The organism is Amycolatopsis acidiphila, from assembly GCF_021391495.1.
Classification (GTDB): Bacteria; Actinomycetota; Actinomycetes; order Mycobacteriales; family Pseudonocardiaceae; genus Amycolatopsis_E; species Amycolatopsis_E acidiphila.
In genome coordinates, this window is sequence record NZ_CP090063.1 from 2,774,816 (window position 1) to 2,801,791 (window position 26,976).

24 protein-coding genes are annotated in these 26,976 nt (G+C 70.2%); 6 read left to right on the forward strand and 18 right to left on the reverse strand.

The window, feature by feature from the left end:
- Nucleotides 1–8 precede the first annotated feature (8 nt).
- The 8 genes from LWP59_RS13455 to LWP59_RS13490 form a co-directional block, all read right to left on the reverse strand.
- Nucleotides 9–929 (reverse strand): sugar phosphate isomerase/epimerase family protein, encoded by a 921-nt coding sequence (locus LWP59_RS13455; protein ID WP_144635431.1) that lies wholly within the window; start codon nucleotides 927–929, stop codon nucleotides 9–11.
- Nucleotides 926–1,972 (reverse strand): Gfo/Idh/MocA family protein, encoded by a 1,047-nt coding sequence (locus tag LWP59_RS13460; protein ID WP_144635428.1) that lies wholly within the window; start codon nucleotides 1,970–1,972, stop codon nucleotides 926–928. Before LWP59_RS13460 ends, LWP59_RS13455 begins: the two co-directional genes overlap by 4 nt.
- On the reverse strand, nucleotides 1,972–2,862 hold the full coding sequence (locus LWP59_RS13465) for a sugar phosphate isomerase/epimerase family protein (RefSeq protein ID WP_144635425.1): 891 nt from the start codon (nucleotides 2,860–2,862) through the stop codon (nucleotides 1,972–1,974). Before LWP59_RS13465 ends, LWP59_RS13460 begins: the two co-directional genes overlap by 1 nt.
- A 210-nt stretch (nucleotides 2,863–3,072) precedes the next feature.
- A complete protein-coding gene (locus LWP59_RS13470) occupies nucleotides 3,073–3,933 on the reverse strand; it encodes a sugar phosphate isomerase/epimerase family protein (protein ID WP_144635422.1) in 861 nt (286 codons plus the stop codon).
- Nucleotides 3,934–3,944: 11 nt separating this feature from the next.
- Nucleotides 3,945–4,976, reverse strand: coding sequence for a zinc-binding dehydrogenase (locus tag LWP59_RS13475; protein WP_144635419.1), 1,032 nt, complete (start codon nucleotides 4,974–4,976; stop codon nucleotides 3,945–3,947).
- 13 nt (nucleotides 4,977–4,989) lie between these two features.
- The gene (locus LWP59_RS13480) at nucleotides 4,990–5,823 is read right to left on the reverse strand and encodes a carbohydrate ABC transporter permease (RefSeq protein WP_144635416.1); all 834 of its coding nucleotides are present in this window, start codon (nucleotides 5,821–5,823) and stop codon (nucleotides 4,990–4,992) included.
- A 3-nt stretch (nucleotides 5,824–5,826) separates the two neighbouring features.
- The gene (locus tag LWP59_RS13485; RefSeq protein ID WP_144635413.1) at nucleotides 5,827–6,768 is read right to left on the reverse strand and encodes a carbohydrate ABC transporter permease; all 942 of its coding nucleotides are present in this window, start codon (nucleotides 6,766–6,768) and stop codon (nucleotides 5,827–5,829) included.
- Nucleotides 6,768–8,225, reverse strand: coding sequence for an extracellular solute-binding protein (locus LWP59_RS13490; protein WP_144635410.1), 1,458 nt, complete (start codon nucleotides 8,223–8,225; stop codon nucleotides 6,768–6,770). Before LWP59_RS13490 ends, LWP59_RS13485 begins: the two co-directional genes overlap by 1 nt.
- Before the next feature lie 106 nt (nucleotides 8,226–8,331).
- Between LWP59_RS13490 and LWP59_RS13495 the strand changes: the two genes are divergently transcribed.
- Entirely contained in the window at nucleotides 8,332–9,597 is a 1,266-nt protein-coding gene (locus tag LWP59_RS13495; RefSeq protein ID WP_229858042.1) for an ROK family protein, read from the forward strand.
- 182 nt (nucleotides 9,598–9,779) lie between these two features.
- On the opposite strand, the gene LWP59_RS13500 is transcribed toward LWP59_RS13495, so the two are convergent.
- From LWP59_RS13500 to LWP59_RS13535, 8 genes are all read right to left on the reverse strand, one after another.
- Nucleotides 9,780–11,435: an amidohydrolase gene (locus LWP59_RS13500; protein WP_144635404.1), complete on the reverse strand. Its 1,656-nt coding sequence runs from the start codon at nucleotides 11,433–11,435 to the stop codon at nucleotides 9,780–9,782.
- Entirely contained in the window at nucleotides 11,432–12,931 is a 1,500-nt protein-coding gene (locus tag LWP59_RS13505) for a purine-cytosine permease family protein (protein ID WP_144635401.1), read from the reverse strand. The genes LWP59_RS13500 and LWP59_RS13505 overlap by 4 nt, the downstream gene beginning before the upstream one ends.
- A 106-nt stretch (nucleotides 12,932–13,037) precedes the next feature.
- Nucleotides 13,038–13,631, reverse strand: a complete 594-nt coding sequence (locus LWP59_RS13510) for a DUF4286 family protein (RefSeq protein ID WP_144635398.1) — start codon at nucleotides 13,629–13,631, stop codon at nucleotides 13,038–13,040.
- 20 nt (nucleotides 13,632–13,651) lie between these two features.
- Complete coding sequence (locus LWP59_RS13515; RefSeq protein ID WP_186383111.1) at nucleotides 13,652–14,035, reverse strand: carboxymuconolactone decarboxylase family protein; 384 nt, start codon at nucleotides 14,033–14,035, stop codon at nucleotides 13,652–13,654.
- Nucleotides 14,036–14,049: 14 nt separating this feature from the next.
- Nucleotides 14,050–15,129 (reverse strand): LLM class flavin-dependent oxidoreductase, encoded by a 1,080-nt coding sequence (locus LWP59_RS13520; RefSeq protein WP_186383110.1) that lies wholly within the window; start codon nucleotides 15,127–15,129, stop codon nucleotides 14,050–14,052.
- A 79-nt stretch (nucleotides 15,130–15,208) separates the two neighbouring features.
- The gene (locus LWP59_RS13525) at nucleotides 15,209–16,705 is read right to left on the reverse strand and encodes an aldehyde dehydrogenase family protein (RefSeq protein ID WP_308431764.1); all 1,497 of its coding nucleotides are present in this window, start codon (nucleotides 16,703–16,705) and stop codon (nucleotides 15,209–15,211) included.
- Nucleotides 16,706–16,744: 39 nt separating this feature from the next.
- Nucleotides 16,745–17,236 (reverse strand): flavin reductase family protein, encoded by a 492-nt coding sequence (locus LWP59_RS13530; protein WP_144635389.1) that lies wholly within the window; start codon nucleotides 17,234–17,236, stop codon nucleotides 16,745–16,747.
- A 7-nt stretch (nucleotides 17,237–17,243) separates the two neighbouring features.
- Entirely contained in the window at nucleotides 17,244–17,576 is a 333-nt protein-coding gene (locus LWP59_RS13535) for an EthD family reductase (protein WP_144635386.1), read from the reverse strand.
- Between the two features lie 401 nt (nucleotides 17,577–17,977).
- Between LWP59_RS13535 and LWP59_RS13540 the strand changes: the two genes are divergently transcribed.
- The gene (locus LWP59_RS13540; RefSeq protein ID WP_229858065.1) at nucleotides 17,978–19,519 is read left to right on the forward strand and encodes a PucR family transcriptional regulator; all 1,542 of its coding nucleotides are present in this window, start codon (nucleotides 17,978–17,980) and stop codon (nucleotides 19,517–19,519) included.
- A 97-nt stretch (nucleotides 19,520–19,616) separates the two neighbouring features.
- On the opposite strand, the gene LWP59_RS13545 is transcribed toward LWP59_RS13540, so the two are convergent.
- A complete protein-coding gene (locus tag LWP59_RS13545; RefSeq protein WP_144635380.1) occupies nucleotides 19,617–19,997 on the reverse strand; it encodes a hypothetical protein in 381 nt (126 codons plus the stop codon).
- 176 nt (nucleotides 19,998–20,173) lie between these two features.
- Between LWP59_RS13545 and LWP59_RS13550 the strand changes: the two genes are divergently transcribed.
- The 4 genes from LWP59_RS13550 to LWP59_RS40325 all read left to right on the forward strand — a co-directional run bounded on the left by LWP59_RS13550 (nucleotide 20,174) and on the right by LWP59_RS40325 (nucleotide 25,884).
- Complete coding sequence (locus LWP59_RS13550; protein ID WP_222425453.1) at nucleotides 20,174–20,797, forward strand: cadmium resistance transporter; 624 nt, start codon at nucleotides 20,174–20,176, stop codon at nucleotides 20,795–20,797.
- A gap of 87 nt (nucleotides 20,798–20,884) precedes the next feature.
- Nucleotides 20,885–21,331: a hypothetical protein gene (locus tag LWP59_RS13555; protein WP_186383109.1), complete on the forward strand. Its 447-nt coding sequence runs from the start codon at nucleotides 20,885–20,887 to the stop codon at nucleotides 21,329–21,331.
- Between the two features lie 128 nt (nucleotides 21,332–21,459).
- Nucleotides 21,460–25,647, forward strand: coding sequence for a cation-translocating P-type ATPase (locus LWP59_RS13560; RefSeq protein WP_144635374.1), 4,188 nt, complete (start codon nucleotides 21,460–21,462; stop codon nucleotides 25,645–25,647).
- Between the two features lie 111 nt (nucleotides 25,648–25,758).
- A complete protein-coding gene (locus tag LWP59_RS40325) occupies nucleotides 25,759–25,884 on the forward strand; it encodes a hypothetical protein (protein WP_267903746.1) in 126 nt (41 codons plus the stop codon).
- An 11-nt stretch (nucleotides 25,885–25,895) separates the two neighbouring features.
- Here LWP59_RS40325 and LWP59_RS13565 read toward each other — a convergent pair whose 3' ends face one another.
- Nucleotides 25,896–26,834, reverse strand: a complete 939-nt coding sequence (locus LWP59_RS13565) for a PrsW family intramembrane metalloprotease (protein WP_229858044.1) — start codon at nucleotides 26,832–26,834, stop codon at nucleotides 25,896–25,898.
- Nucleotides 26,835–26,976: the final 142 nt, after the last annotated feature.

Sequence of the window (26,976 nt, forward strand, 5' to 3'; positions counted from 1 at the left end):
GCTTCTCCTCAGGCTATGAGCAGGGGGCGGAGCGTGCGGTGGGCGACCTCCAGGCCCGTGCGGACCTTGTCCTCGGTGCCGCCCCAGACGGGGTCTTCGTGCTCGACGGACAGCACGCCGTCGAAGCCGCCTTCGTAGAGGGTGTCGACCACGGCCCGCCAGTCGACCTCACCGAGGCCGGGCACCCGGTAGCGCCACCAGCCGACGTCGAACGGGTCGGTGCGGCCAATGGCCTTGCCGGGCCAGCCGTAGCGGTGCCGGCGCTCGGGGAACAGCTGGATGTCCTTGGCCTGCGCGTGCGGGATCTTCTCGACGTAGGGCCGCAACGCGGTCACCGGGTCGATGCCCATCCACATCAGGTGGCTCGGGTCGTAGTTGAGGTAGAGGCCGAGGGAGAACATCCACTCCCACAGCTCCGGCGAGTAGGCCAGGTTGCCCGGATACCCGTCGGGGTGCCAGCCCTCCATCACGCAGTTCTCGACGATGAGCTTGACGCCCAGCTCACCCGCGCGGTCCACCAGCGGGGCGAACACCTGCTCGGCATCCTCGAGGTTCTCGGCCACCGTCCTGCCCGGATGGCGGCCGACGAACGTGCCGACCGTGGGGCAGCCCAGCCTGGCAGCGGCCTCGACGCAGGCCAGCACGTGCTCGTTGATCGCTTTCCGCTCGTCCGGGTCCGGATGCAGGTTGTTGTCGTAGAAAGCCAGCGACGACAACGTGAGCCCGTACCGGTCGAACAGCGTGCGGGTCTCGTCGGCCGCACGCTCGCTCAGGTTCGCGACATCGAGATGGGTGGCGGTGAACGGGCGGTCGCCGAGGTCGGGCCACGCGGCCACCTCGAGGGCCTCGTAACCGTGTGCCGCGGCCCATTCCGCGATCTCGGCCAGCGGCCGCGCGGGCAGGCAGGCGGTGAGGAAGCCGAGCTTCATGACGTGGGAACCTCCACCCAGGCCGAGGATGTGCTGGACGCGACGACCGCGTGGGTGAGCGCGGCCGCCCGGACGCCGTCGGCGAAGGTGGGCAGGCCGTCCGGGACGTCACCGGAGAGGGCCCGGTAGGTGTCGGAGACGAAGGCGTTGAAGCAGTCCTGGTAGCCCTGCGGGTGGCCCGGCGGCAGGGTGGAGTACCGGGCGGCGGCCGGCGACATCGTGGCGGAGCCACGGTCGAGCACGGTGTTCGCGCCCAATCCACCGATGTGCAGCTGCTCGGGGTGCTCCTGGTCGAAGCCGTACGACGCGCGGGTGCCGTCGAGTGAGAAGCGCAGGGAGTTACGCCGTCCGATCGCGGTCTGGCTCACCACGACCGCGCCGGCCGCGCCCGCCGTCGTCTCGAACTGCACCGTCGTGGCGGTGCCCCCGCCGGTGGTCCGTGCGCACAGGCGGGCCATCCGGTGGCCGGTGACGAACTCCACGAGGTCGCACCAGTGCACCCCGATGTCGGCGAACGCGCGATGGGGCCCGCCCTCGGCCGGATCCCCGCGCCAGCCCGCGCTCGCGCCGCCGGCCTGCCAGTCCTGCAGGTAGGCGCCGTGCAGCAGGCTCAGCTCGCCCGCCTCCCCGGCCGCGACCCGGGCCCGGGCCTCCCGGACCGCGGGGTAGAACCGGTAGACGAACGGCACTGTCGCGATCCGGTCGCCGGCTTCGGCGGCGAGTGCCACGGCGTCCGCGAGGGAGGTCGCCAGTGGTTTCTCGCACACGACCGCCTTGCCCGCGGCGAGTGCGTGGCGGGCCAGCGGCACGTGCAGCGAGTTGGGGGTGCAGATGTGCACGACGTCGACGTCGTCGGAATCGATGAGCTCTTCGGCGCCGGTGGCCGGTGCCGTGGCACCGAGCCGCGTCGCGGCCGCCGCGGATCTGTCCGGAGTGGACGCCGCGACCCTGGTCACGGTTCCCCCGGCCACGCGGACGGCCTGAGCGTGCACCGCACCGATGAACCCCGCGCCGATGATTCCGGCTCGCAACTGATCCGCCATCACTTCTTCCCCGCCGGCCCGTCAGGCCGGCTGTCGTCGGGGCCCTCGCGGGCCGGTGTCCCGGGGCCGACGGTCGCCGCCCCGAGTCGTTCGTCCAGATAGGACATGCTGAGCTGGGCGGCCTCCGCCGGGTCGCCGTCGTAGTGGTCGAGTTCCACGAGCAGCCACCCGTCGTAGCCGATCTCGCGCAGCGCGGCCAACACGTCGCCGAAGTCGACGTCGCCCTGCCCGAGCGGCAGGAACCGGCCGTCGCGCACGTCCTTGAGGTGCACGTGCCGGACGCGGTCACGGTGCGCGCGGATGAGCTCGGCCGGATCTCCGCCACCCGCGGCGAGGTGCGCGGTGTCGGGGCAGAAGCCGATGCGGGAGCGGCCGAACAGCCGGTGTACCTCGTCCGGGCTTTCGACGATCGTGGTGAGGTGCGGGTGATAGCAGGCTGTCAGCCCGTGGTCCTCGGCGAGGCCGGCGACGGTGTCGAGTGCTTCGCCGAGGCGGTCGTAGTCGCTGTCGGGGGTGCCCGCGGCCCGGCGCGCACCACCGCCCACGACGAGGTGCTCGGCGCCGAACGTCGCGGCGAGCTCCGCCGTCCGGCGTACCCGGTGCAGCTCGTCGGGCAGGAGCTCCGAGTAGACGAAGTTCGCTCCCGTGTAGACGCTCACGAGCGTGAGGCCGGTCTCGGCGAGCAGGTCCCGCAAGCGCTGCGGTTCGGCGGCGAAGTCGGCGAGGTTGCCGTCGAACAGTTCCACGCCGTCGTAGCCGGCGGCGGCGATGTCCCGCAGCGCGCGGGCCATGGAGCCCGGGACGCGGTAGACGAGGTCCTTGACGCTCGTGACCCCCGTCGGGTCGCCCGTCACGCCGCCCCAGGTGATCGTGTGGTAGCCGAGCCGCATCGCGCCCCTCCGCCGGAAAACCGCTTTCGGTGATTATGTGCAAGGTATTGCGTGCCACGTACAAAAGTCAAGGTGGAAGGAGCAGATGCCGGGAGTCCTTGCGCGGGGTCCTTTCCGCCGGGGTCTGCGGCAGGACATCTGCGCTACCGGTCGCCTCGCGGTGCGTGGCGACGGTGAGGTTGCCGCGGACCCGTATGACCAGCGCGGCGGCTATCCGTCGACCCCGGCCCGCCGCAGGCAGTCCCGGACGTACCGGTCGGACGCAGCCAGCTGCGAGGTCACCTTCTCCAGGGACCAGCCGCCGGTGCCGTGGCACTTCAGGCTCGCCGGCCCGCGGTAGCCCAGCCGCCGCAGGGTGGCGAGCGCGACGCTGTGGTCAAGGGTCCCGTCCGGGCGCGGCAGCTGCCGCTCGCCCGGCCCGAAGTTCAGCCCGTCGACCCCGCGGCGGTAGTCACGGTCGATGTCCCAGATGTAGTAGTAGAGCAGCTTCTTGCGCTCGGCGAGGAAGGTGAGCACCTCGCTGATCGTCTCTTGCATGACCCACAGATGCGACGGCGCGACGCACACTCCCAGGTTCGGATGGTCGAGCTCGGTCACCAGTCGCTTGATCTGTGCGAAGCTGTCGACCCCTTCGTCCCAGCGCTGTTCCTCGCCCGCGCCGGACTCGAAGTCCGCGTTGAACGGGACGGTCAGGTGGTTCTCCACCGCGATGCGGATTCCCTTGGCGGCGGCGGCCTCCACCAGCGGCGGCAGGAACGAGCCGACGAAGTCGGGAAAGTTCGCTTCGCAGTCGAACACGACCGTGTCGATCCCCAGCTCCGCCGCGAGCTCGATGCGCTCGGCGATCTCCTGCTGGTCCTTGCCGTAGGTGGTGAGCCCGCACGGCCTGATGCCGTGGGTTTCCAGCGTCTTCCGGATCGCGCCGACGTCGTCGCCGGGGTTCACGTGGTGGGCGAGGGGAGCGGCCGAGGACCACAGGTTGACCTCGTCGAACCCCAGCCGGGCCAGCTCGCGTAGCGCGACGTCCAGCGGGAAGTCGTGGTACGGCAGGATTTCCGCGGTGTAACGCATGTCGTTGCCTCTCAGTCCCAGGTGAACACTGCTTTGTCGGTCAGGCGCCGGTCGAACGCGCGGAACGCCTCGGGCGCGTCGTCCAGCGCGAACCGGTGGCTCACCAGCTCCTCGACCGGCAGCGCGTGGCGCACGGTGAAGCGGCTGAGCTCCGCGAACAGGCCGATGGGGAAGTACCAGCCGCCCACCACCCGCAGCAGCTTGCGGATGAGCTGGTCGCTCGGGTTGATCGTGGTCTGCCGTGACTCGCCCACGAAAGCGACACTGCCGAGCTTGCGCACGCTGTCCAGGGCTGCGTTCTGCGCGGGCGGTGCGCCGGAGCACTCGACTACGACGTCGGGCCCCTGGCCGCCGGTCAGCTCCCGCAACCGGGCCACCGCATCGTCGGAACCGGAGTTGACGACCGCGTCCGCGCCGAGCTTTCGCGCCAGCGCGAGCCGGTCGTCGAGCAGGTCGACGGCGAGCACGGTCGCGCCGAGCGCCTTGCCGACCAGCACCGCGGCGCCGCCCATCGGGCCCATCCCGAACACCGCGAGCGTCGTCGCGCCGCACACGGCGAGGGACTTCTGGGTGGCGTACTGCGTGCCCACCATGTCCGTGAGCAGCGCTCCGGCGGTGTAGGAGAGCTCGTCCGGCAGCGGCAGGCAGTTCACGGCCGGCACCACGAAGTACTCGGCGTCACCGCCGTCCACGTCGAACCCGAGGCACTTCCAGCGCGGACAGAGCATGAGCCGGCCACCGCGGCAGTATTCGCACCGCATGCAGCCGATCGCCAGGTATGCGGTGACCCGGTCGCCCGGCGCGAGGCCCGTCACGCCCGGGCCGACCTCGACCACGTCCCCGGCCGGCTCGTGCCCCGGCACGACGAGCCCGCCGCCGGCGGCCTCGCCACCGACGATCGGGTCGCCGGTGTACAGGCTCATGTCACTGCGGCAGATCGCCGAGGCACGGGTGCACACGAGCACCTCCCCCGGTCCCGGTTTCGGCGTCTCCCGCTCGACGACCCGGACCTCGCGGTCGCCCGGCAGCAGAACGGCTTTCATGGCGGTGCTCCTTTTACTTGACGGCGCCGAAGGTGAGCCCGGAGACGATCCGGCGGCGCAGGATGAGGGTCAGGACGACGATCGGTGCGACGATGACCGTCGAGGCGGCGGTGAGCAGCCCCCAGTCGGTTCCGAACATGCCGGTGAACTCCATGATCCCGACCGGCGCGGTCTTGGCGTCCTGGCGGGTGAGCGACAACGCGAGCAGGAACTCGTTCCAGGACAGGATCGCGGTGAGGATCGCCGCGGTGGCCACCGACGGCACGAGCAGTGGCCAGAGCACCCGCCGCAGGATGCCCCAGCGCGACAGCCCGTCGAGCATCGCGGCTTCCTGGAGCGCGTACGGGATCTGCAGGATGCTGCTGCGCAGGATCCACACCGCGATCGGCAGGTTGATCGCGGCGTACGGCACGATCAGGATCGGGTAGGTGTCGAACAGCCCGAGGTTGCCGGCGAGGATGAACAGCGGCACCACGGAGACCATCGGCGGGAACATGTACGTCGACAGGATCCACGACGACAGGAACCGCCGGGGCCGGAACTCCCGTAGCGAAAGCGCGTACGCCGCAGGGACCGCCAGCAGCATGGTGAGGATCGTGGCGCCGACCGTGACGATCACGCTGTTGAGCACCAGCGGCGCGAAGGCCTGGCCCGTCCCGCCACCGGTGAGCACCTTCGCGTAGTTGTCCAGGGTGGGCCGGAACGACCAGCTCGGTGGCACGCTGGTGGCGACGCCCGGCGGTTTGAGCGAGGTGACGACCATGAACACGACGGGGATCAGGGACACGAGCAACCAGGCCCACAGCACGAACTGCCCGAGCCAGGCACTGATCTTCCGGTTGGCCACGGCCTACGCCTCCTCGTTGTCGCCGCGCCGGCCGACCAGCCGCAGCAGTACGGGTGTCAGCGCGAGCAGGAGCACCAGCAGCAGGAGCCCGACGGCGGCGGCCGCGCCGATCCGGAAGCTCTGCAGCGCGACCCGGTAGATGGCCAGGTTCACGATCTCCGTCGAGTCGCCGGGGCCGCCACGGGTGAGCACCTGGAACGAGTCGAACGTCTTGACCGCCTGGATCGTCCGCAGTACGAGCGCGATCCCCAGGAACGGGGTGAGCATCGGCAGCGTGACGTGCCGGAACGCCTGCCAGCGGGAGGCGCCGTCGATCGCCGCCGCCTCCAGCGGCTCCGGCGACAGCGACTGCAGACCCGCCATGAGGATCAGCGCCACGAACGGGGTCCACTGCCAGACGTCGAGCCCGAGCACCGTGAGCCAGGCCGTCGCCGGCCGGCCGAGCCAGTCCAGATCGGCGGGGATGACGCCGAGCGCGCCCAGGTAGTGGTCCACCCAGCCGTAGTTCGGGTTGACCAGCTGCCGGAAGAGCAGTGCCGACACGGCGGGGGCGACCGCGAAGGGCAGCAGCATGAGCGCGGCGGCCGGCCCTGAGCCGCGGACCTTCGCGCTGAGCGGGATCGCGAGCCCCAGTCCGAGCACCATCTCCAGCGACACGGCCACGACGACGAACACGAGCGTCGCCAGGAGGGACGAGAGGATCTCCGGATCGGTCAGCACGGCGGCGAAGTTGCTCAACCCGACGAACTCGCTCTGCCCGCCGAACAGCTCGACGCGACGGAAGCTGGACACGAGCAGGTAGAGCGTGGGCACCACCGTCAGCGCGACGAGCACGAGCAGCGCCGGGGAGGCGAAGAGCCAGCCGCTGCGGTTGCCCCGCCGCCGGGCCGGCCTGCTGTCATCCACAGCGGGCACTGTCTTGGCGGGAAGGGTGTGGGCCGTCATCAGGGCACCTCGTATCCGGCGGCGGTCAGCAGGCGGCGGACCGACCGCGCGGCCTGGTCGAGTGCGGTGCGGGGCTCGGCCCGCCCGGCCGCGGCGGTGTTGACCGCGACCGCGATCGCCTGGCTCACCTCGGTGTAGTTGGTCAGCCGAGCGCGCCCGACACCGACGGCGAGGGTGTCCCGCAGCGCCCGGTAGAACTCGGCGTCCGGGCTGGTGGGGTCGGCGACCAGCCGGTCGTACACCGACGTCCGGGTCGGGTGCAGGCCCGCCTTCGCCATCTCCAGCTGGGCAGGGGAGCTCGTGAGCCAGGTGATGGCGCGGTAGGCCCACGCCTTGTGCGCCGAACTGCGATTGATGCTCAGCATGTACGTGCCGAAGTGCGGACCCGCGGCCTGCCCGCGGGGCACCGGGGCGTAGCCGAGCTCGCCGAGCCGGGGCGAGTCGAGCTTCATGCTGTGGTAGTTCATCGACATCGCGGCGAGCCCGGCGCCGAAGGTCGACGCGGTCTCGTCCCAGGACGCCGACGCGGTGCCCGGCGGCACGACCGGGTGGTCGGTGATCATGTCACGGTAGAAGGCCAAGGCCCGTGCGCCAGGCTCGTCCGCGAAGTGCAGGCTCAGATCGTCGCCGATCAGGTGCCCGTCGCCACCGAAGCAGGCCAGCAGCGTCTTGAAGTCGTCCGTCGCCCAGTCGCCGACCCCGGCCATCCACGTCGTGCCGTACAACCGTTGGCCGGGGCGGGTGAAGAAGGCGGCCACGGTGCGGAATTCGTCCCAGGTGGACGGCACGGCCAGGGACTTGCCGGTGCGGCCGGCGAACGCGTCCCGCTCGGCCGGATCCTCGAACAGGCTCTTGCGGTAGGCCATGGTGAGACCGTTGGCCTGGATGGGCAGGCCGTAGACGTCGAACCCGGCAGCGCTGATCGCGTCCACCGCGGCCGGCGCGTCGGTGGCGGGGAAGTGCGCCGTGGGCGAGTCCTCGCGGTAGACGGCGGTGTCGTAGAAGATCTTCGGGATGAAGTCGGCGAGGTCGACCTCGGCGAAGTCGTTGAGCGCCGGCTCGCGCAGGTAGCCGCCGAGCGGCTCGATCACCTTCGTCAGTGCGGGCGTCCATGGCGTGTCCATGATCATGATGTCGTAGTGGCGGCTGCGGACGGCCAACTCCGCGAACGTCCGCTGCTGCAGCGCGTCGTAGGGCTGGCCGTCGATCTCCAGGTCGAACCCGAAGCGGTCGCGGAAGGCCGGCAGCAGCCCGCGCACGGCGTCCAGATCGCCCTCCACCGTGGCGTACAGCATGCGCAGCCGGTCGGGCCTGGGCTCGCCCGGCCGGGCACCGACCGGCCCGGGACCCGCGGCGCAGCCGGACAACGCCGCGACCCCCGCGGCCAGCCCCGCGGTCCGCAGCAGCTGTCGGCGGGTGAGCCGGTGGAGTGGCACGTGCACCTCCTGGACGTCCATGTCACGAAGAGCGATTCTGTTTGCCGGGAGCAAATTAATGCTTATAGAAAACAAAAGTCAACCCCGCTTGAGCAGAAAGACGGGCATCCGGGCTAATCTGGGAGTCGTGACCGACATCAGCATTCCGGCGGACCAGCTTGGTGACCTGGTCGCCGTTCTCGATCTCGTCCGCTCGGGAACCGCCCGGACCAGGCCGGATCTGGGCCGCCGGTCCGGCCTCGGCCGCACCGTGATCACCCAGCGGGTCGGCCACCTCATGCGAGCCGGCCTGATCGAGGACGGCGAACTGGGGATGTCCAGCGGAGGGCGGGCTCCCCGCGAGCTGCGTTTCCGGTCGGAGGCAGGGGTCGTGCTGGCCGCCGAGCTGGGAGCGACGAGCATCAGTGCCGGGGTCACAGACCTGGCGGGCCGCCTGCTCGCCCACCGCGAGGAGGTCGCGGACATAGCGCAGGGCCCGGAGCCCGTGCTCGCCCGAGTCCGGGCGATGCTCGACGGCCTGCTCGCGGAGGTGAACGGCGCGCCGGTGTGGGGGATCGGCGTCGGGCTGCCCGGTCCGGTCGAGTTCGCCACCGGCCGGCCCAGCGCACCGCCGATCATGCCCGGCTGGGACGGTTACCCGGTGCGCGACCACCTGTCGGCGCACTACGACGCGCCGACCTGGGTGGACAACGAGGTCAACACGATGACGCTGGGGGAGTACCGCAACGGGGCCGCGCAGGGGGTGCGCGACTACCTCTACGTGAAGATCGGGACCGGGATAGGAGCCGGCCTGATCTCAGGCGGTCGGCTGCACCGAGGGAGCCAGGGGTGCGCCGGGGACATCGGCCACACTGCGGCGCGCGCGGACAGCTCCGTCGTGTGCCGTTGCGGGAACACCGGCTGCCTGGAGGCGCTCGCGGGCGGCGCGGCACTGGCGCGCGACGGTGCGGCGGCCGCGCGCGACGGCAGCAGCCCGGTGTTGGCGGAACGGCTGGCGCAGCGGGGTCAGGTCGACGCGGCGGACGTGGCCTGGGCGGCGCAGAAGGGTGACCGCGTGGCGGTGGAGCTGCTGGTCCGCGCCGGCCGGCTGATCGGCGAGCAGCTGGCGATGCTGATCAGCTTCTTCAACCCGTCGCTGCTGCTGATCGGCGGCGGCGTCGCGGGCGCGGGCGACCAGCTGATGGCGACCATCCGGGAGGCGATCTACCGACGGTCGTTGCCACTGGCCACGCGTGACCTGCGGATCACCGGCTCCTCCCTAGGTGCGCGCGCCGGCGTCGTGGGTTCGGCCTTCATGGTCCTCGACGAGCTGTTCGCGCCCGACCGGCTGTCCCGCTGGCTTGACCTCGGCAGCCCGGCCGGGCACCCGCAGCTGGCGGACGCGGTCGCCTGAGCCAGTGCGCGCCGGCGCACGCTGCTGCCACTCGGGTCGGCACCAGACCGGCCTGGGACCTGCAAGCCCGGCGTCCCCAGCCGGGCACACCCGCGGAGCACGACGCCCACCGGCACCTTCTCCAGGTCCACCGGCAACGCGACCGGGGAAATCGTCCTTGCCGGACAAGCGTTTTCGGAGCCTTACCTGGAATGAATCCGACGCCCGCCGAGGAACACCGAGTCCACCTTGATGCGGGGGATGTCATCCACAGGAACCTGGTGTGGGTCCCGGTTCAGCACGATGAAATCGGCGAGCTTGCCCGGTTCCAGTGAGCCCTTTTCCCCGTCCTCGCCCATGGTGTACGCGGCGTCGATCGTGCACATCCGCAACGCCTGCTCCACGCTGAGCGCCTGGTCCGGGTCGATCAGATTACCGTCGAAGGATTGACGCCGCACCGCGCACCACACGCTGAACAGGGGATTGGTCGCCTCTCGCTCCGAGCCGATCCAGACATCAGAGCTCGCGGACAGGCGCCATCCGCCTGCGGTCAGGGAAGCGAACGGGAAGCGGCCGGTGCGGCCGAACTCGCCGAGATAGTCGACAAAGTAGTCACCGAAGGTGTAGAGGAACACCGGTTGCGGCACCGGGTGCACCCCGGCCAGCCGCCAGAGCTCGATCAGCTCGTCGTCCGGCACCAGGTTTCCCGCGTGCTCGACCCGGGTTCGGTTCCGGCCCCCGACTGATCCGCCGGCGGCGATGAGCTGCTCGCACACCCACCGTTGCGCGCGATCGCCGTTGGCGTGCACCGCGACCTGCAAGCCCCGCTCCCGGGTCGCCGACAGCACCTCGGCGAAGTAGTCCGGAGTGAGCGCGATGTCGCCGCAGAAACCGGGGCGGTGCAGATAATCATGGCTGACGGCTGCGCTCGACGCGGAGAACCCGCCGTCGGAGAACAACTTCAGGCCGCGCACCGTGAAGTCGTCCGGAGCGCTGCTCAACGGAAGGTGCCGCGGCCAGTCCGCGATCTCGTCCAGGCTCATGGTGCCCGGTGTCCACAGATACAGCCGCATCCGGACCGGCAGCCGCCGATCGAGCGCGAGCGCGTCCATCTCGCCGATGCCCGCCACCGTTTCCGAGATCTCGCCGATGGTGGTCACACCGTTGCTGGTGAACAGGGTCGACAGGCCCTCCTCGAGCGCGTCCCGCAGCTGGCCCCGGTCCATCCGGCCGAACGGCAGCAGATTGTCCATTTCGGTCACTACGCCGCTGGGATCACCGTGGCCATCCAGCTGCACCGCCGGTTTCCCGGTGATGCTGTGTTGAGGAGGCCGGAAGTCGCGGTCGATCCCGGCAGCCTCCAGTGCTGCGCCGTTGAGCACAGTGATGTGTCCTCCGGCCCGTAACGCGATCGGCACTGTACGGCTCACCCGGTCCAGCTCCTCTCGGCTGGGTAACCGGCCTTCGCGAAGCTTGCGGTCGAAGAACAGGTTCGCCTGACCCACCAGCCACTCGGTCCGCCGCTCGTCGATTCCGGCGGACAGCGCGGCGAGCACGTCCTCGACTGTCCGGCACTCCGGGGCACGACAGTCCACCGTGCCGAAACCCGCCCTGGCCGCCACTTCGGCATGCGCGTGCACATCGACGAAACCGGGCAGTACCGGCCGGTCCCCGGCGTCGAAGACCCGGACACCAGCGGCGATCAGCGTGGGGACGTCTTCCCTGGTGATATAGGAGGAGATGCGTCCGCGGGACACGGTGAAGCCGTCCCGGGGTGTCCGGTCCGTGGCCATGGTGAGCAGCCGCTTCGACAGTACGACCAGCTCGGGCAGGCCGTCCGGCCGCTGTTCGATGCTCATCGCAGCTCTTTCTCTCCGGCGGTGGCGGCCACGCCCGCCGCGGGGTTTACCGCCGTTCGGGGAATCGCATCGCCTGGGGCGCCGGTGTCGAACACCTCGTCCGGCAGGATGAGCGCCTCGGGCACGGTGTTCCGGTCCGAGCGGGCGAGGAAGTAGTAGAGCAGCCCGGTGAAGGCCAGGCCGACGATCCACGAGATGTCCGCGCCGCCGAGGCGGCCGACCAGGGGGCCGGTGTAGAGGCTGGTGGCCAGGAACGGCAGCTGCGCGAGCACACCGAGCCCGTAGGACAGCAGGGCGCGCCACCGCCACCGGCCGTAGCGGCCGTCGGGGTCGGTCAGTGCGGGCGTGTCGTAACGCTCCTTGGCGATGCAGTAGTAGTCGACCAAGTTGACCGCACTCCACGGGGTGAAGAAGGTGAGCAGGAAGAAAAGGAAGGTGGAGAAGTTGGGGAGGAAGTTGGTGCGTCCGAGCACCGCCATCGTCGTGCCCACGACGATGATCGCGACGATGTAGACGGTCCTGGCCCGGCGGCTGATCCGATACTGCCCGCGGAAGCCGCTGATCATGGTGACCAGTGACATGAATCCGCCGTAGGTGTTGAGCACGTTGATGGTGAGCTTGCCCAGCGCGATGACGAAGTAGAGCACCGCCGCCACCAGCCCGGCCGCACCCAGTCCGACCACGTAGCTGACCTGGTTGGCGGTGAACGCGCTGCCGCCGGCCGCGGCCGCCAGCGCCCCGAAGGCCATCGACCACTGGCAGCCGAGCACCGAGCCGGCGTAGGTGGACCAGAACGTCGCCTTCCGCGAGACCGAGCGGGGAAGGTAGCGGGAGTAGTCCGCGACGTAGGGTCCGTAAGCCAGCTGGTAGCCGGCGGACAGTGACATGGCGAGCAGGAATTCGGGCACGCTGGTGTGCCGTTCACCGATGATCGTCCCGAGGTCGCTTTCCTGGAGCAGGCGGAACGCCAGGTAGAGGAAGGCGAGCACGCTGATCGCGCTCGCGATCCGGCCGAGCGCATGGATCATCCGGTAGCCGACCACGGCGATCACCCCGGTGATCGCCGAGAAGATGATGATGCCCGCGGTCACGTCGATATGGGTGAGTGCGGCGACCGCCTGCCCGGCCAGCACCGAGCTGCTGGCGACGAACCCGCAGTACATCAGTACCACGCAGCACAGCGGGACGACTGCGCCGTACACCCCGAACTGGGCCCGGCTGGAGATCATCTGAGGCAGCCCGAGGCGGGGCCCCTGCACAGAGTGCAGGGCCATCACGATGCCGCCGAGCAGGTTGCCCACGAGCAGGCCGATGATGGACCAGAACGCGTCGGCGCCGAAGATGACGGCGAGCGCGCCGGTGACGATCCCGGTGATCTGCAGGTTCGCGCCCAGCCACAGGGTGAACTGGTTGAACGGCCTGCCGTGGCGCTCACTGTCGGGGACGATGTCGATCGAGCGGCGTTCGACCACGAACGCGGTATCGGAACTGCTCACGTCTACTCCTCAACGGGGGTGGGGCTGGCGGAGGCGTTTTCTCCGGGATCGGGTCGGTGGGCCGGTGGCCCCGGTCGGCAACCGCCCCGACCGGGGCCACCCGAGCTCAGGGCGTGTCGTGGCTGCGCCGATCTGTGAGATCAAGAGCCTGGTAGAAGGACCGGACGTTGTCGCGGAACCACGGTCGCGTGGCGAGCCGTCTGGTCCACTCCGTCCGGCCGGCGTTCGCCCTGGCTGGGCTCGCCAGCACCTCGCGGCCGTCCAGGTAGTGCAGCGCCAGATGCGTCACCCGGCGGGTGGAGGCGTGCATCCGGTACCGGCGGACGGCGTGCCAGCCTGGTATCCGCAGCAGCAACGGAACGTGTTCGGTGTCGAACCAGGCATCGAACTCCGCCCACTCCTCCTGGGGGACCGTGGAGGTCACCAGGAACAGGCCAGGGGAGCGGTCCGGCGAGGTGGGGTCACCCGCGAAGGTGTGCGGCCGAGCCTCGTACCAATCCGGGGACGGTGCGCCGGCCGCCGCCATGTGCGCGGCCAGTGCCGGACGGGCCGTGCCCGGTCCGGTGCCGTTGGACGCCCAGGTGATCAACATCCCGTCCGCGCCACGCCAGGCGCGGCATTGCCGGGGGAACTCGCGCGCGAATCCCAGCACTACCTCGTCCACGGCGTGGCCGGCGTGGAGCAGTAACAATCCGCTCACCACAGCTCACCTCCTTTCGGTCACTGGTCGCCGGCCAGCTCGCGGAAGGCGCCGCGGACGACCTCCAGTGAGGCGTAGGCGGCGGGCAATCCGGCGTAGAAGGCCAGGTGCACGACCGCGGCCACGATCTCCTGGTGGGACAGGCCGGCGCGGACGCCACCCAGGACGTGTGCCCGCAGCTGCCCCTCGCGGCCGAGTACGACGAGCGCGGCGATCGTCACGAGGCTGCGGTACTTGAGTTCCAGTCTCTCGTCGCGCCAGACCTGGCCGAACACCATTTCGTCCGCGAGCCGGTTGAGTTCCGGCGCCAATTCGCCCGCGGCTCCCGCGGCGAGTGCCTGGTCGGTGTCCGGTCCGAAAAGGACTCGACGGACCTCGTGCCCGGCTTCCCGGTTCGTGGTCACCTCCGTCTCCCCGTTCACGACGCCGGGGACGCGGCCGGCGCCAGCTGCTTGTGCCGGGAACGCCGGTACGGCTCGATGACACCCTCGGCGAAGACACGCATCGACTCCAGCACGGCTTCGTGGTCGGGGCCGAAGTCGAAGTGCAGGAGCAGCCGGTCCACCCCCAGCGCCTCGTACTCCTCGACCTTCGCCAAGCATTCCTCGGGCGTGCCCATCAGCATGTTCTGGTAGATCGTCGCCTCGTCCGGTTCGTTGTCGATCGGCTCGGGGGAGACGACGCCGCGCGGGTCGGCGTTCTGAGTGAAGTGGTGCAGGCGCTGGTTGATCCGGTGATTGGTCAGTGCTTCCCCGGTGTGCCTGCGCGCCTCGGCCGCGGTTTCCGCGGCGAAGGCGCTGCGCATGATCGCCAGCTGTTGCTCGCCCCGCACCCCACCGGCCTGCTCGCGTGCCTCGTGGAAGGTGTCCGCGATGTCCTTGACCGCCGACATCGGGCGCAGGAAGGGCCAGTTCGCCACGTGGTACCCCTTGCTCGCGGCCATTTTCACCGAGGGGCCGGACATCGCCGCGTACCACAACCGGGGATGCGGCTTCTGGTACGGGCGCGGCCAGACGTAGGCCTCGTCGATGTCGAAGTACCGGCCCTTGTGCGTGATGGCGGCCGACTCGCTGTTCCAGATCTTTTCCAGGACCTCCAGCGCCTCCAGGAATCGCGGCTGGGCTTCGGCGAAGGGAATGCCGAGCCGTTCGAACTCGTATTCGTAGGCGCCGCGGCCGACTCCCAGCTCCAGCCGTCCTTCCAGTGCGTTGTCCAGGAAAGCGACCTCGCCCGCGGTGATCAGCGGGTGGCGGTAGTTGAGCAGGTTGACCATCTGGCCGACCTTGCAGTCGACGTTGAGCCCGATCTGCATGGCCAGCAGGCTGGCGCTGGGCGCCTGCATGAAATGGATCAGGTGGTGCTCCGGCACCCAGACGCAGCCGTACCCGAGCCGGTCGGCCAGCTTGGCTTCGTCGAGCCGTTCGGCGAACAGGGATCGCTGGTAGTACTCGGGGCGGTGAATCCGGTTGTAGGAAATGAAGACATCGAATTCGATCACGGAAATCCTCCTGAGGCAGCGGGAGATGCCGGTGCGGTCGGTGCTGAACTGCGCTCGCGCGCGAGAGATGGCGGCCCGGTCAGGCCAGATTCGTCCAGACGCTCTTCGTCTGCAGGAACTTCTCCAAGGCGGCGCGGCCACCGTCCCGGCCGTGGCCGGAGTTCTTGTAGCCCCCGAAGGGAACCGCGCCGTCGAAGTAGTTGTAACAGTTGATCCAGACGGTGCCCGCCTGGAGCCGTCGGGCCAGGTCATGGGCCTTGCGGACGTCGTTGGTCCACACTCCCGCGGCGAGCCCGTACTGGTTGGCGTTCGCGCGGGTGGCCAGCTCGTCCACCGTGTCGAAGGCCTGGGTGACCAGCACCGGGCCGAAGATCTCGTCGCGGCAGACGGTCAGGTGGTCCGGCACGTCGGCCAGGACGGTGGGCTCGACGAAATAGCCGCCGGCGAGCGCATCGCCGGCTCGCCGGCCACCGGTGACGACCTTCGCCCCATCGCGCTCGGCGGACGCCAGATACCCGGTGACCCGCTCGAGCTGCTTGCCGGAGACCAGCGGTCCCAGCGTTGTGCGGGGATCGAGGCCGTGCCCGAGCTGTAGCTCGCGGGCTTTCTCGGCAACTGCGGCGACCACATCGTCGTAGATCTCCCGCTGGACCATCAGGCGGGAACCGGCGGAGCAGGTCTGGCCGCTGAGGAAGAAGATCGCCGTAGCGGCCGCGGTGGCGGCCGTCTCGATGTCGGCGTCGGCGAGAATGATGTTGGGGCTCTTGCCGCCCAGTTCGAGCGAAACGTGCTTGAGCTCGCCTCCGGCGGTAGCGCCGATCTCCCGGCCCACCGCCGCCGACCCGGTGAAGGTGATCTTGTCGACACCGGGGTGAGCCACGAGCGCGCGGCCGGCACGACCGCCGAAGCCGGGGCAGACGTTGAGCACGCCGGGCGGGAAGCCTGCTTCCAGTGCCAGGCGGCCGAGGAGCAGTGCGGTGAGCGGAGTCTGCTCCGCCGGCTTGAGCACCACCGTGCACCCGGCGGCCAGCGCCGGTGCCAGCTTCCACGCGGCCATCAGCAGCGGGAAGTTCCACGGGATGATCGCGCCCACCACGCCGACCGGCTCGGATCGCGTGTAGACGTGCATATCCGGATATCCAGTGGGGATCGCCTGGCCCTCGATCTTCGACGGCCAGCCGGCGAAGTACCGGAAGTGCCCGGCTGTCAGGGGGATGTCGGCATTCGCCGAGGCGCTCAGCGGCTTGCCGTTGTCGAGGGTCTCCAGCTGGGCGATGAGCGGTGCGTTCTCCTCGATGAGATCGGCCAGCCGCAGCAGCGCGCGTTCCCGCTCGGCCGGGGCGAACCGGCCCCATGGCCCGTTGAGTGCGGTACGGGCGGCGTATACGGCGAGGTTGATGTCCTCGTTCCCGGCTTCGGCGACGGTGGCCAGGGTGCGGCCGTTTCCGGGGTCGGTGGTCTCGAATGTCGCCCCGTCGCGCGCGTCGCCGAACTCGCCGTTGATCAGCAGCTGGTGTGCGCTGCGGAGGTGATCCCGGACCTCGGGGAGAAGGCGGTCGGTCTCGGTGATGTTCACTGTTTTCCTTTCCTGGACCGGATGTGGCGGATCCTGGCGTCAGGCCGAGGCAGCCGGCCGGGGGTCCGAGAGGGCCCAGAAGGCGCGGCGGCAGAAGACCATCGGTTCCCCGGCGTCGGCCTGCGCCGACAGGACCCGGCCGATCAGGATGCTGTGGTCTCCGCCCTCTCCGATGCTGTGCACCCGGCACTGCATGGTGGCGAGGGCGTCGCGCAGGACCGGTATCCCGCGCTCGTCGGGTCTGAAATCCTCACCGGCGAACTTGTCCGCGCCCCGTGTGGCGAAGATCCTCGCCAGCCGCTCGTGGTGCGGGCGCAGGAGGTTCACCGTGAAGTAAGTGGCTTCGGCGAACACCGGGTGGCACTCCGCCGAGGTGCTGAGGCAGACGACGATGAGTGGCGGGTCCAGGGACAGGGAGGCGAAGGCGCTGGCGGTGAAACCCCACGTCTTGCCCGCTTTGTCGACCGTGGTGGTGATGGTGACCCCGCTGGGGAAGCCGGCCACGGCCTCCTTCAAGTCACGATCCAGCATCGTGGCGCTACTCCGTCCGTGATTGATCGGTTGGTCGCTGGATCACACGCTCGTCGAAGGTGAGGATGGTGACGCCCTGCGCGAAGTTGGCGACGTCCTCGGTCGCCGCTATCCCCTCCGGCGAGCTCATCCCCGCCCGCATCGCCTCGGCCGAGTCGAAGGCGAGTTCGGCGACGAGGTGGTACGGCGTGCTTCCGGTCGTCGACACCGGGCCGTCACTGACGACGAACCGGGTCAGCCCGGGGATGCGTCCGGCCAGTGGCACGTGCACGCGAAAGTAGTATTCGTCGAACTTCTCCGGGTCGTCCGGCCGGTCGTACAACACCACTGTCGTCGCCATGATCGGTCCTCGATTTCTTCCGCAATACCGCGTCCGGAAAATCCGGCGCCATAACGTTTTCCTTGGTGAGACGAGGTGGTAACAAGGAATCGTCATCGGCCGGCGCGGTTATCGCTTCCAGCTGTTTTGAATGAATGTAGTGAACGCGCCCCCGGCATGTCCCTGGCCAGATGTCGATAGTTTCCGGGCCGCTGCTGGCCAACTGTCCATCCACTCCGGTTCGCCCGGCGGCCATGACCGAGTGTCACGCCGGCGACATCGGGCAATCGGTCGGCGGATCTTGCGGTTTACCGCCGGCCGATGGAAGATACGTCGATTCGTGGACCAGATCCCGGTCATCAGCCCGGTCGAACCCCGGTCGAGAGGGGAGGTAGGCGGCGGTGCCCCTGTGGTTGGAGTCGATGTTGCGGGTTCCTTCGCTGCACCTCACACTGGTTACGGGGAGTAGCCGACTGCGGGAACGAAGGTCGGTGCGCTGGGTGCACATCAGCGAGCTGCCCGACCCGTCACCGTGGTTGCAGGGTGGCGAACTGCTGCTGACCACCGGATGCGTGATCGGGCAGTCGGAGCGAATGCAACGCGAGTTCGTACGGCGGCTGGACGAGACCGGTTGTGTCGGGATCGGATTCAGTATGGGGACCGGTGGTGAACCGCTTCCGGGCATGGTGGACGAGGCGAAAATCAGGAACTTTCCGCTGTTCACGATTCCGCACGAAGTTCCGCTGATGGCGATCACGTCATGGGTGTCCGATTACCTCAACCAGGAGCGCAACCAGGTCCTCACCCGGGCCATGCAGATGCACCGCGCGGTGCTGCGCTCGGTCCTGCACGGTGGAGGACTGGCCGGGGTGGTCAAGAGCTCCGCGGCGTATCTTCCGGAGTTCTCGTTCCTGCTGTTCGACTACTACGGCCGGCTCGTCGCCGAGCACTGGGGGGGCACTGCCCTGCCGGACCCCGCGCAGGCCTTCTCCGCCATCTCGAAGCCACTGCGCGATCAGGAGCGGGTGTCGACCGAGGTCGAGGGCGCCGAGGTGACCGCCGCGGTGGTCCGCGTGCCCCACGAGGTCGAGGCGGTGCTCCTCGTGGCGGGCACCCGCGGGATGCAGGAGCATGAGTTGCTGCTGTTCGAGCAGGCGCTGACCGGTATCGGGATCGAGCTGACCCGGTTGCGCTCGTTCCGGCTGGAGCGCCGGCGCCAGGTCGGTGAGCTGCTGGACGACGTGGTGACCGCGATCTTCGACGATTCGGTCATCCGGCTGCGGCTGGCCCGGCTCGAGATCGATCCAGGCCAGCCCTATCAGGTGCTCTGTGTGCATCGGCCGGAAGAGGTCAGCGAACATGCGCTGGCCGCGCTCATCGAGGACTCGCTGGGTACCGCCACGCCCATGCTCGTCGGCACGCACGACGGCGAGCTGTACTGCGTGGTCCAGTCCGAGTCGCCCGAGCCGTCGGCGGCCATCGCCAAGGCCGCCGAAGTCAAGGGATGGCACGGAGTGCGGGTCGGCAGGAGCCTGCCGCGTAGCGAGGTGGGGGAGCTGCTGCCCGCGATGCGGGAAGCCCGGCTGTGCGCGTCGGCCCCGCTCACACCGGACGTGCAGGTCCGCGATGTCACCGTAGTAGGGGTACCCGGCCTGGTGGCAGGACTACACGCTCATCCGGCCATCGGGAGCTTCGTACGGCAGGTGATCGGCCCGCTGTGTGAGCAGGACCGTCGAGACGGCAGCCGGCTGCTCGAGACCGTGCGCGCCTACCTTCGGCACGGTTGCCGGCCGGGGGCGGCGGCAAGCGATCTGCATATCCACCGCCACACCCTGTCCTACCGGCTGGAGCGGGTTCACAAGCTCACGGGATGCGACCTGCGCGAAGGCAACCATTTCCTCACCTTCGGCCTGGCGCTGGAGGCCTACGACCAAGGTCTGGCCCAACCCGGCCAGGTGTCGTGAACTGGGATGTTGTTGTTGGTGGGGTGAGGGCGCCGTGCCGGACCATGGCGTTGTCGGTCAGCACTCGCAGCGCGCCGACAGAGTCCGAGCGAGCCTGTCAGGTCCCAGCCTGTGACGGCGCGGGCGCGGAGTGACCTTTCGGCTCGAGTTTGATCACCTTCGGCTCGGTGCGCTGTTCGTCCTCCAGTGCCACCACTCCTTCGGCGTCGCTGCCGACGGGTTTCGCCGCGCCTTCGAGCAGTTCGCCGACGGTCCGGATCGGTAGCGGCAAGGCGCTGTTGGTCAAGATTTTGAAAATCGGGACCGCGGCGATGAACAGGGCGAGCGGTGGCTCGATGAGGCCGGCGCCCACGGCGATCGCCAGTCCCCCGAAGTACCCTGCCGACCGCGGCACGTCCACGCTCACGGGACCGATGTCGATGGCCAGGACACTGCCTGGTGCGCCGACGCGGATTTCGATCAGGCTGTTGGTCGCCATGAAGCACTCCCACGCACCGGAACCCACTGCTTGCTTCCCTGACATACCCAGCGGAACCCTGTCCCTACCGCGGACAGCCCGAGGAAAATCGCTGCCCGAAGCCCGAATTGTCGAAGGTTTCCGAGACGCCGCAGCCACCCGAGGGGCCCGGTGCCTCGGGGCCGTAGCCTGCGATGGTGACCGGCCCGCTCGCCGCGCTCGCCACGGCCGGCGCCGTGTTCGCCGGCACCAATATCGACGACCTGCTCGTGCTCACCCTGCTGTTCCTCGCCGCCCGCGCCACCGGGCGTCCGGCAGCGTGGCAGATCTGGGTAGGCCAATACCTCGGTCTGGGCGTCCTGGTCGCCGTGTCGATCGCGGCGGCGCTCGGGTTCACCCTCGTCTCCAGCGGCTGGGCCGGGCTGTTTGGCCTCGCGCCGTGCACGCTGGGCCTGCTCAAACTGGCAGCGGCCTGGCGCGCCCGCCGCACCGGGGCCACGACGCCCGACCCGGTGGCCACTGGCACGGCCTCGGTGGCCGCGTTGACGATCGCCAACGGGGGCGACAACATCTCCGCCTACGCCCCGCTGTTCCACACTCTCGGCACCACCGCCACGGTGTACACGATGATGGTGTTCGCGGTGCTGCTCGCCGGATGGATCGCTGCCGGGTCCTGGCTCGGCTCTCGCCGGGCGGCAGTGTCCGCCGTGGAACGATTCGGACAGTGGCTCGTACCGCTGGTCTACCTGCTGATCGGCGCCGCGATCATCGTCGAGTCCGGTGTCCTCCGTAACCTCGAGCTCTATCACCCGAAAGGGTGACGCTGCCCCGCACGCTGATGTTCACTTGATGTTCGATAGCGCGTAACGTCGCTCGGATCTCGTGAACAATTCCCCGAGGAGGCAGTCATGCCCACCAAGTCTCCGCGAACCCGGGCCGGCCAGGATGACAGCGCACAGGGGGCCGCACCCGAGCAGCGAACCGGTGTGGCAGCGGAAGAGCCGGCCGCCGAAGAGCGGGCCGCCGAAGAGCCGCGTACGGCCACTGTCCGTCTTCCCTTTCTGACAGCCCAGTTCCGAGCGCCACGGCTGCATCTCCCGGCGCCTCCCGTCGGCAAGAACGAGGTCACCGCGGCGGCGCAGACCGCACGGTCGTTTCTGCCGGAACCGAAGCAGGTCCTGTACTTCGGTGGCCTGGTGGCGATGGCGGCCCTCGAAGTGATCGAATGGCCGGTCGCCGTCGCGATCGGGGTCGGCACCGCGGTGGCCCTCCGCGGTCGCGAAAGCGAGCGCGACCAGGGTGACCGCCAGGAGGCGAGCACGCAGCCCGCGAACACGAGCGGCACGCAGCAGTAGCGATGTTTCTCTCCGGCCTGGCGGGCGCGGCCGCGAAAATCGCCGGAACGCTGATCACACTCGCCGCGCCGTCTGCCGGAAGGCGTGTCTGGTCGGCAGAAGACCGCCTTCACGTCGAAGTTCGCGGGGTGCACCGCCCAGGCACGGAGAACGCGGTCCGTGCGCTGCGACAGCGGCTGCTGGAGCTCGACGGCGTGCGGTCGGTGGAGGTCAACGGTCATTGGGGCCACGCGGTGGTGGGCCGCGACCCCGATGTCGTCGGCCAGGAAGAGATCCTCGCCGCCGTGGCGGATGTGGAGCGGGAATGGGAGTTACGCGAGCAGGCGCCGGCGAGCGTGCGCCATCCGGCGAATCCGGGGCCGGGCATCCGCGAACTGGCCGCGGCCGGGCTGAGCCTCGCCGGTACCGGCTACGCCTTCGCCGGCCGGATCCTGCCGGTGCCCCCGCTGCCCCCGGTGTGGCCCGCTCTGCTCTCGCTGGTCGACTCGTCGCCCCGGCTGCGCACCGTCGTCGAGGACCGCCTCGGCCGGCCGGCCACGGACGCCCTGTTCGCCCTGGGCAGCGCCACGAGCCAGGCCCTCGCGCGCAGCCCCGTCGGACTGCTCACCGACACCGGCTACCGGCTGCTGCTCCACCGGGAGGCCGGCGCCCGGCAGCAGGCCTGGCGAGAATGGGAACGGGAGGCCGCCGCGCGTCCCGGAACACACGAAGCCGAGGCCGTGGACTACCCGCCACGGCCGGCCCCCCGGCCTGGCGGCCCGATCGAAAAACTCGCCGACGGGTCCACCGCCCTGGGACTGGCCGGGTTCGGCACGATACTGGCGACGACCCGCAACCCGGACCGCGCGACCGGGGTTCTGGTCGCCGCCGTGCCGCGCGCGGCGAAGCTCGGGCGCGAGGCGTTCGCGGCGCGGCTGGACACCGGCTTCTCCGGAACCGGCAGCCTCGTCCTCGAATCCGATGTCCTGCGTCGGTTGGACCGGGTCGACACGGTGGTACTGGACAGCGCATCTCTCCTGACCGGTCGATCCATTGTGGACAGTGTGCTGCCGCTCGGTGAGGTCGATGAGGCCGGGCTGTCGCAGCGTGTCCATGACCTCGTCGACCTCCGCGACCCGGGGACGCGCCGGGAACGGCACGGCTGGGCACTGACCACCGTGGGCGGCGAGCTGTCCCTGGAGGTCCGGCAGCGGGCGGACCAGCTCGCCGAGCCGGATGGGACCGTCCTCGTCCTGCTCCACGGCTCCGTGCCGGCCGCTCTCGTGCGGCTGCTGCCCGAGGCCGATCCGATGGCCGAAGCCCTGGTCGAGGCAGCCGGGTCGGCCGGTTCCGTGCTGCTGGCAGGCCGGCCTGCGCTGCGCAACCGGCTGCCGGTCGACGGCATGGTGGCGGGTGGTGCCGCGCTGGCGGATGAAATCCGCCGGCTGCAGGAAGACGGGCATGTCGTCGCGCTGGTCAGCGGGCACGAGCGCGCCGCGCTGGCCGCTGCCGACGCCGGGATAGGACTGCCCTGCAAGGCAGGCGCCGTGCCGTGGGGAGCCGATGTCGTCTGCCCCGACGCCGGTCAGGTATGCCTGTTGTTGTCCGCGACCGCCATCGCCCGGCGGACGAGCGTGGACGTCACCCGGCTGTCCATCGCGGGCTCCGTGGTCGGCGCCCTGCTCGGCGGTTTCGGCCCGGCGGCCGGAGCAAGCGCCCGTACCTCGTTCCCCGTCCACCTCGCCGCCGCCCTGGCGCTCGTCGTCGGAACCTGGCGGGGTATGACAGTCGGTGCGCAACCGGTTCCGCTGCCCGCGGACCGCACGCCGTGGCACGAGATGTCCCCGCCTGCGGTGCTGGAACTGCTGTCCAGCTCGCCCGAGGGCCTGGCCGAAGCCGAGTCGGCGCGCAGGCAGGGCCGGACCGGAGCCGGCGAGGAACCGGCGGAGACCGGGCTCGCCCGGGCGTCGGTGGACGAGCTCGCCAACCCGCTGACGCCGGCGCTCGCGGCCGGCGCGGGGATCTCGGCGAGTGTCGGGTCGATCAGCGACGCCCTCCTGATCGCCGGCGTGCTGGGCCTGAACGCGCTGATCGGTGGCGCCCAGCGGGTCGGTGCCGGCCGGGAACTGCGCCGGCTGATCGACACGAGCTCGGCCCGGGTCCGGCTGCGGCGCGAGGGACGCGTCCGGGATGCGCGGGCGGTGGACCTCACCCCGGGTGACGTGATCGAGCTGCGAGCGGGTGACGCGGTGCCGGCCGACGGGCGCCTGATCGAGGCCGGCGGGCTGGAAGTGGACGAATCGAGCCTCACCGGAGAGTCCCAGCTCGTGACCAAGACGGTCGCGGCCACGACCGCCGCCGATGTCGCCGACCGCCACTCGATGGTCTACCAGGGCACCGTGATCGCCGCCGGGCGCGCGCTGGCCGTGGTGGTGGCTGCCGGTGACCTCACCGAGGCCGGCCGCAGCGCGCACGCCGGCGGCGACGCGCCGAAGACCGGGGTCGAGGCGAGGCTGAGTGCGCTGAGCAGCCGCACACTTCCGCTCGCGTTCGGCGCCGGCGGCGTACTGATGGCCCTGGCTCTGTTGCGGGGCAGGGGAATCAGCCAATCGCTCGGACAGGCGGTGAGCCTGGCCGTCGCCGCCGTGCCCGAGGGCCTGCCGTTCGTCGCCACGGTCGCCGAACTCGCCTCGGCCCGCCGCCTTTCGCACCAGGGCGTGCTCGTGCGCAGCCCGAGCACGATCGAAGCGCTAGGCCGCGTCGACGTGCTGTGTTTCGACAAGACCGGAACGCTGACGGAGGGCCGGATCGCGCTTCGGCGCGTGTCCGACGGCGTCACCGATGCGGAGCTTCACGACCTCGCTGATCCGCTGCGCGCCGTGCTCGCCAGCGCGGTGCGGGCCAGTCCCTGGCAAGAAGGGGACGGTGGCGTACCGCATCCCACCGACCGCGCGGTCCTCGACGGCGCTCGTGAGCTCGGCGTCACCCCGCAAGAAGGGGTCGGCGAGCTGGAGTGGGTCGCCGAAATCGCCTTCGAACCGGCGCGCGGCTACCACGCCACGCTCGCCCGGCACGGGGACGGTCTGCTGCTGAGTGTCAAAGGCGCGCCCGAGGTGCTGCTCGCCCGGTGCACCAGCTGGCGGGACGGGATGTTCGGCCCTTCCGCACGACGGCAGGTCGAGGCCGAGGTCGAACGGCTCGCCCGGCAGGGGTTCCGGGTGCTCGGCGTGGCCGAACGCGCTGCCTCGGGCCGGGCCGACCTCGATGACGAGCGCATCCGGCGGCTGGAGTTCCGCGGTCTGGTCGCCCTCGCCGATCCGGTCCGGCCGACCGCCGCCGGCGCGGTGACCCAGCTACGCGAGGCCGGAGTCGACGTGCTCATGGTGACCGGGGACCATCCCAGCACCGCGGCCGCGATCGCCGCCGAACTGGACATGATCGACGGCCGCGGCGTGCTGACCGGCGCGGAACTCGACGCGCTCGAGGACATGCAGCTCGCCGAGGTGCTGCCCCGGATCGCGGTCTTCGCCCGGGTCAGCCCGGCGCAGAAGGCACGGCTGGTGCGTCAGCTGCGCAAGGCCGGGCGGGTGGCCGCGATGACCGGGGACGGCGCCAACGACGCGCCGGCCATCCGGCTCGCCCACGTCGGGATCGCGCTCGGCAGCCGGGCCACGGCGGCCGCGCGGGAGGCCGCCGACCTCGTCGTCACCGACGACCGGATCGAGACGATCACCGGCGCGCTCATCGAAGGGCGCGCGATGTGGTCCTCAGTGCGGGACGCGGTCGGGATCCTGCTCGGCGGCAACCTCGGTGAGATCGTCTTCACCCTGCTCTCCGGGGTGTTCAGCGACGCCGATGTCCTGAACGCGCGACAGTTGCTGCTGGTCAACCTGCTCACCGACGTCCTGCCGGCGATGGCCGTCGCGGTGCGTCCACCGGCGGACGCCACGCCGGACCGGCTGCTCGCCGAAGGGCCGGAAGCCTCTCTGGGCGGGGTGCTGGTGCACGACGTCTACCGGCGCGCCGTGATCACCGCCGCCAGCGCCGGGGCAGGCTGGCTTTTCGCCCGCCCGGTCGGCACCCCGCGCCAGGCCGCCACCACGGCCCTGGTCGCGCTCGTCGGCGGGCAGCTCGCCCAGACGATCGCGGTGCGCGGGCGCACCCCACTCGTCGTCGGCGCCGGGCTGGCTTCGCTCGTCGTCCTGGCTCTCGTCGTGCAGACCCCCGGACTGAGCCAGTTCTTCGGCTGCCGCCCATTGCTGCCCCACCAGTGGGCCATCGCGGGCGGCGCCGCCACCGCGGCGGCCGCCGCGGAACTGCTCTGGCACGCCCGGTAACTACGCCTTCCGCTGGGCTTCACCTGCCGAACATCTCGTCCCCACCTGCGCCTCACCAAGCTGGGTGACGCTACCTGGGTAGGAAGAGACACACGAGGTAGGAGCCGCACCATGCCAGAACTGCTCGCCACCATCCTCGCGAAGGCGGGAATGCTGCTCCTCGAGGCCGTCATCGTGCGCGTCGTCCAGGAGATCTTCGTCGCGATCACCCGCCCGGCAACCGCCGTCGCCGCGTAGGCCGGGCGACCTCAGGCCGTGCGGGTGGGAATCCGCCACAGCACGGGGGAAAGGTCTTCGCGTTCGGCGCGCCGGTGGGCTGCCCGTAGCCAGATGAGCCCGAGGACAGCGACGATGACCAGTCCGCCCCAGCTGAAGACGGTGAACAGGTCGGCCTGCGCGGCGGTGGGCTCAGGCTCGTAGCCCTGCGCGAGCAGCTGGTACTGCCAGGGCGTGCCGGTCAGCACCAGGGTCAGGACCAGAGCGATGCCGTGCATCGAGTCCCACAGTGCGTGCAGCACGGCAACGCCGAGGTAGGACAGCAGGAGACGGCCGGTGAAGGCGAAATGCCGGTGGCCGCTCGCCGAGAACAGCACGCTACCCAGGATGGCGGTCCACAGGCCGTGCCCCACGGGCATGAGCAGCCCGCGCAGGATCTCGGTCTGGACGAGGTCCCTCAGCGAAAGTCCGTGCTCGGTGAACAGCGCGGTGAAGGCGTAGCCCGCGGATTCGAACGCGGCGAAACCGAAGCCCACCGCGGCACCGAGGATGAGCCCGTCGCGGGCATACTTGTGCGCCAGGTGGCGGGTCAGCACTGCCAGGGCCGCGAGCTTGACCGCTTCTTCGATCAGGCCGACACCCAGGAACAACCAGGGTGAGGGGTGCAGCAGGTAGGTCTCCAACAGGGACGCGGCGAGCACCCCGAGCACCCCGCCGGCGACGAAGGTGGTGAACAGCAGCTCGGCGGTGAGCTCACCGGTGTGCCGGCGGTCGAAGGCCCACGTCACGAACGTCACCGGCACCAGGAAGCTGCCCAGCAGCACCAACGTCGGTACGAGGTTGGGGTTGCCGGTCAGAAAGGTGATCACCACCGTCAGGACCCACAGGGCGAGTCCGGTCAGCAGCATCCGCAACCAGATCCGCCGGGGACGGGCGGGGGTCGGAGCGCGGGCCGGCATCTGGAACGTCATCCTGATCGCCTCCGTTCGCTTCCCGGCGGCACAGGCGTTCCCCAAGCGCTCCCCATCGAAACAACGACCCGTCCCCGGCCGTGAGCCGCGGACCCGGCCGGGCGTAGCGACCGGCGCGGTATCTCGCCCCGTGCACTGACGG

Coding starts and splice junctions, on each gene's coding strand:
- LWP59_RS13555 (WP_186383109.1), top strand. CDS start 20,885: ATGCCCACCAAGTCTCCGCGAACCCGGGCCGGCCAGGATGACAGCGCA.
- LWP59_RS13565 (WP_229858044.1), bottom strand. CDS start 26,834: ATGACGTTCCAGATGCCGGCCCGCGCTCCGACCCCCGCCCGTCCCCGG.
- LWP59_RS13540 (WP_229858065.1), top strand. CDS start 17,978: ATGTTGCGGGTTCCTTCGCTGCACCTCACACTGGTTACGGGGAGTAGC.
- LWP59_RS13490 (WP_144635410.1), bottom strand. CDS start 8,225: ATGGACGTCCAGGAGGTGCACGTGCCACTCCACCGGCTCACCCGCCGA.
- LWP59_RS13455 (WP_144635431.1), bottom strand. CDS start 929: ATGAAGCTCGGCTTCCTCACCGCCTGCCTGCCCGCGCGGCCGCTGGCC.
- LWP59_RS13545 (WP_144635380.1), bottom strand. CDS start 19,997: ATGGCGACCAACAGCCTGATCGAAATCCGCGTCGGCGCACCAGGCAGT.
- LWP59_RS13500 (WP_144635404.1), bottom strand. CDS start 11,435: ATGAGCATCGAACAGCGGCCGGACGGCCTGCCCGAGCTGGTCGTACTG.
- LWP59_RS13470 (WP_144635422.1), bottom strand. CDS start 3,933: ATGCGTTACACCGCGGAAATCCTGCCGTACCACGACTTCCCGCTGGAC.
- LWP59_RS13535 (WP_144635386.1), bottom strand. CDS start 17,576: ATGGCGACGACAGTGGTGTTGTACGACCGGCCGGACGACCCGGAGAAG.
- LWP59_RS13530 (WP_144635389.1), bottom strand. CDS start 17,236: ATGCTGGATCGTGACTTGAAGGAGGCCGTGGCCGGCTTCCCCAGCGGG.
- LWP59_RS40325 (WP_267903746.1), top strand. CDS start 25,759: ATGCCAGAACTGCTCGCCACCATCCTCGCGAAGGCGGGAATGCTGCTC.
- LWP59_RS13485 (WP_144635413.1), bottom strand. CDS start 6,768: ATGACGGCCCACACCCTTCCCGCCAAGACAGTGCCCGCTGTGGATGAC.
- LWP59_RS13475 (WP_144635419.1), bottom strand. CDS start 4,976: ATGAAAGCCGTTCTGCTGCCGGGCGACCGCGAGGTCCGGGTCGTCGAG.
- LWP59_RS13460 (WP_144635428.1), bottom strand. CDS start 1,972: ATGGCGGATCAGTTGCGAGCCGGAATCATCGGCGCGGGGTTCATCGGT.
- LWP59_RS13465 (WP_144635425.1), bottom strand. CDS start 2,862: ATGCGGCTCGGCTACCACACGATCACCTGGGGCGGCGTGACGGGCGAC.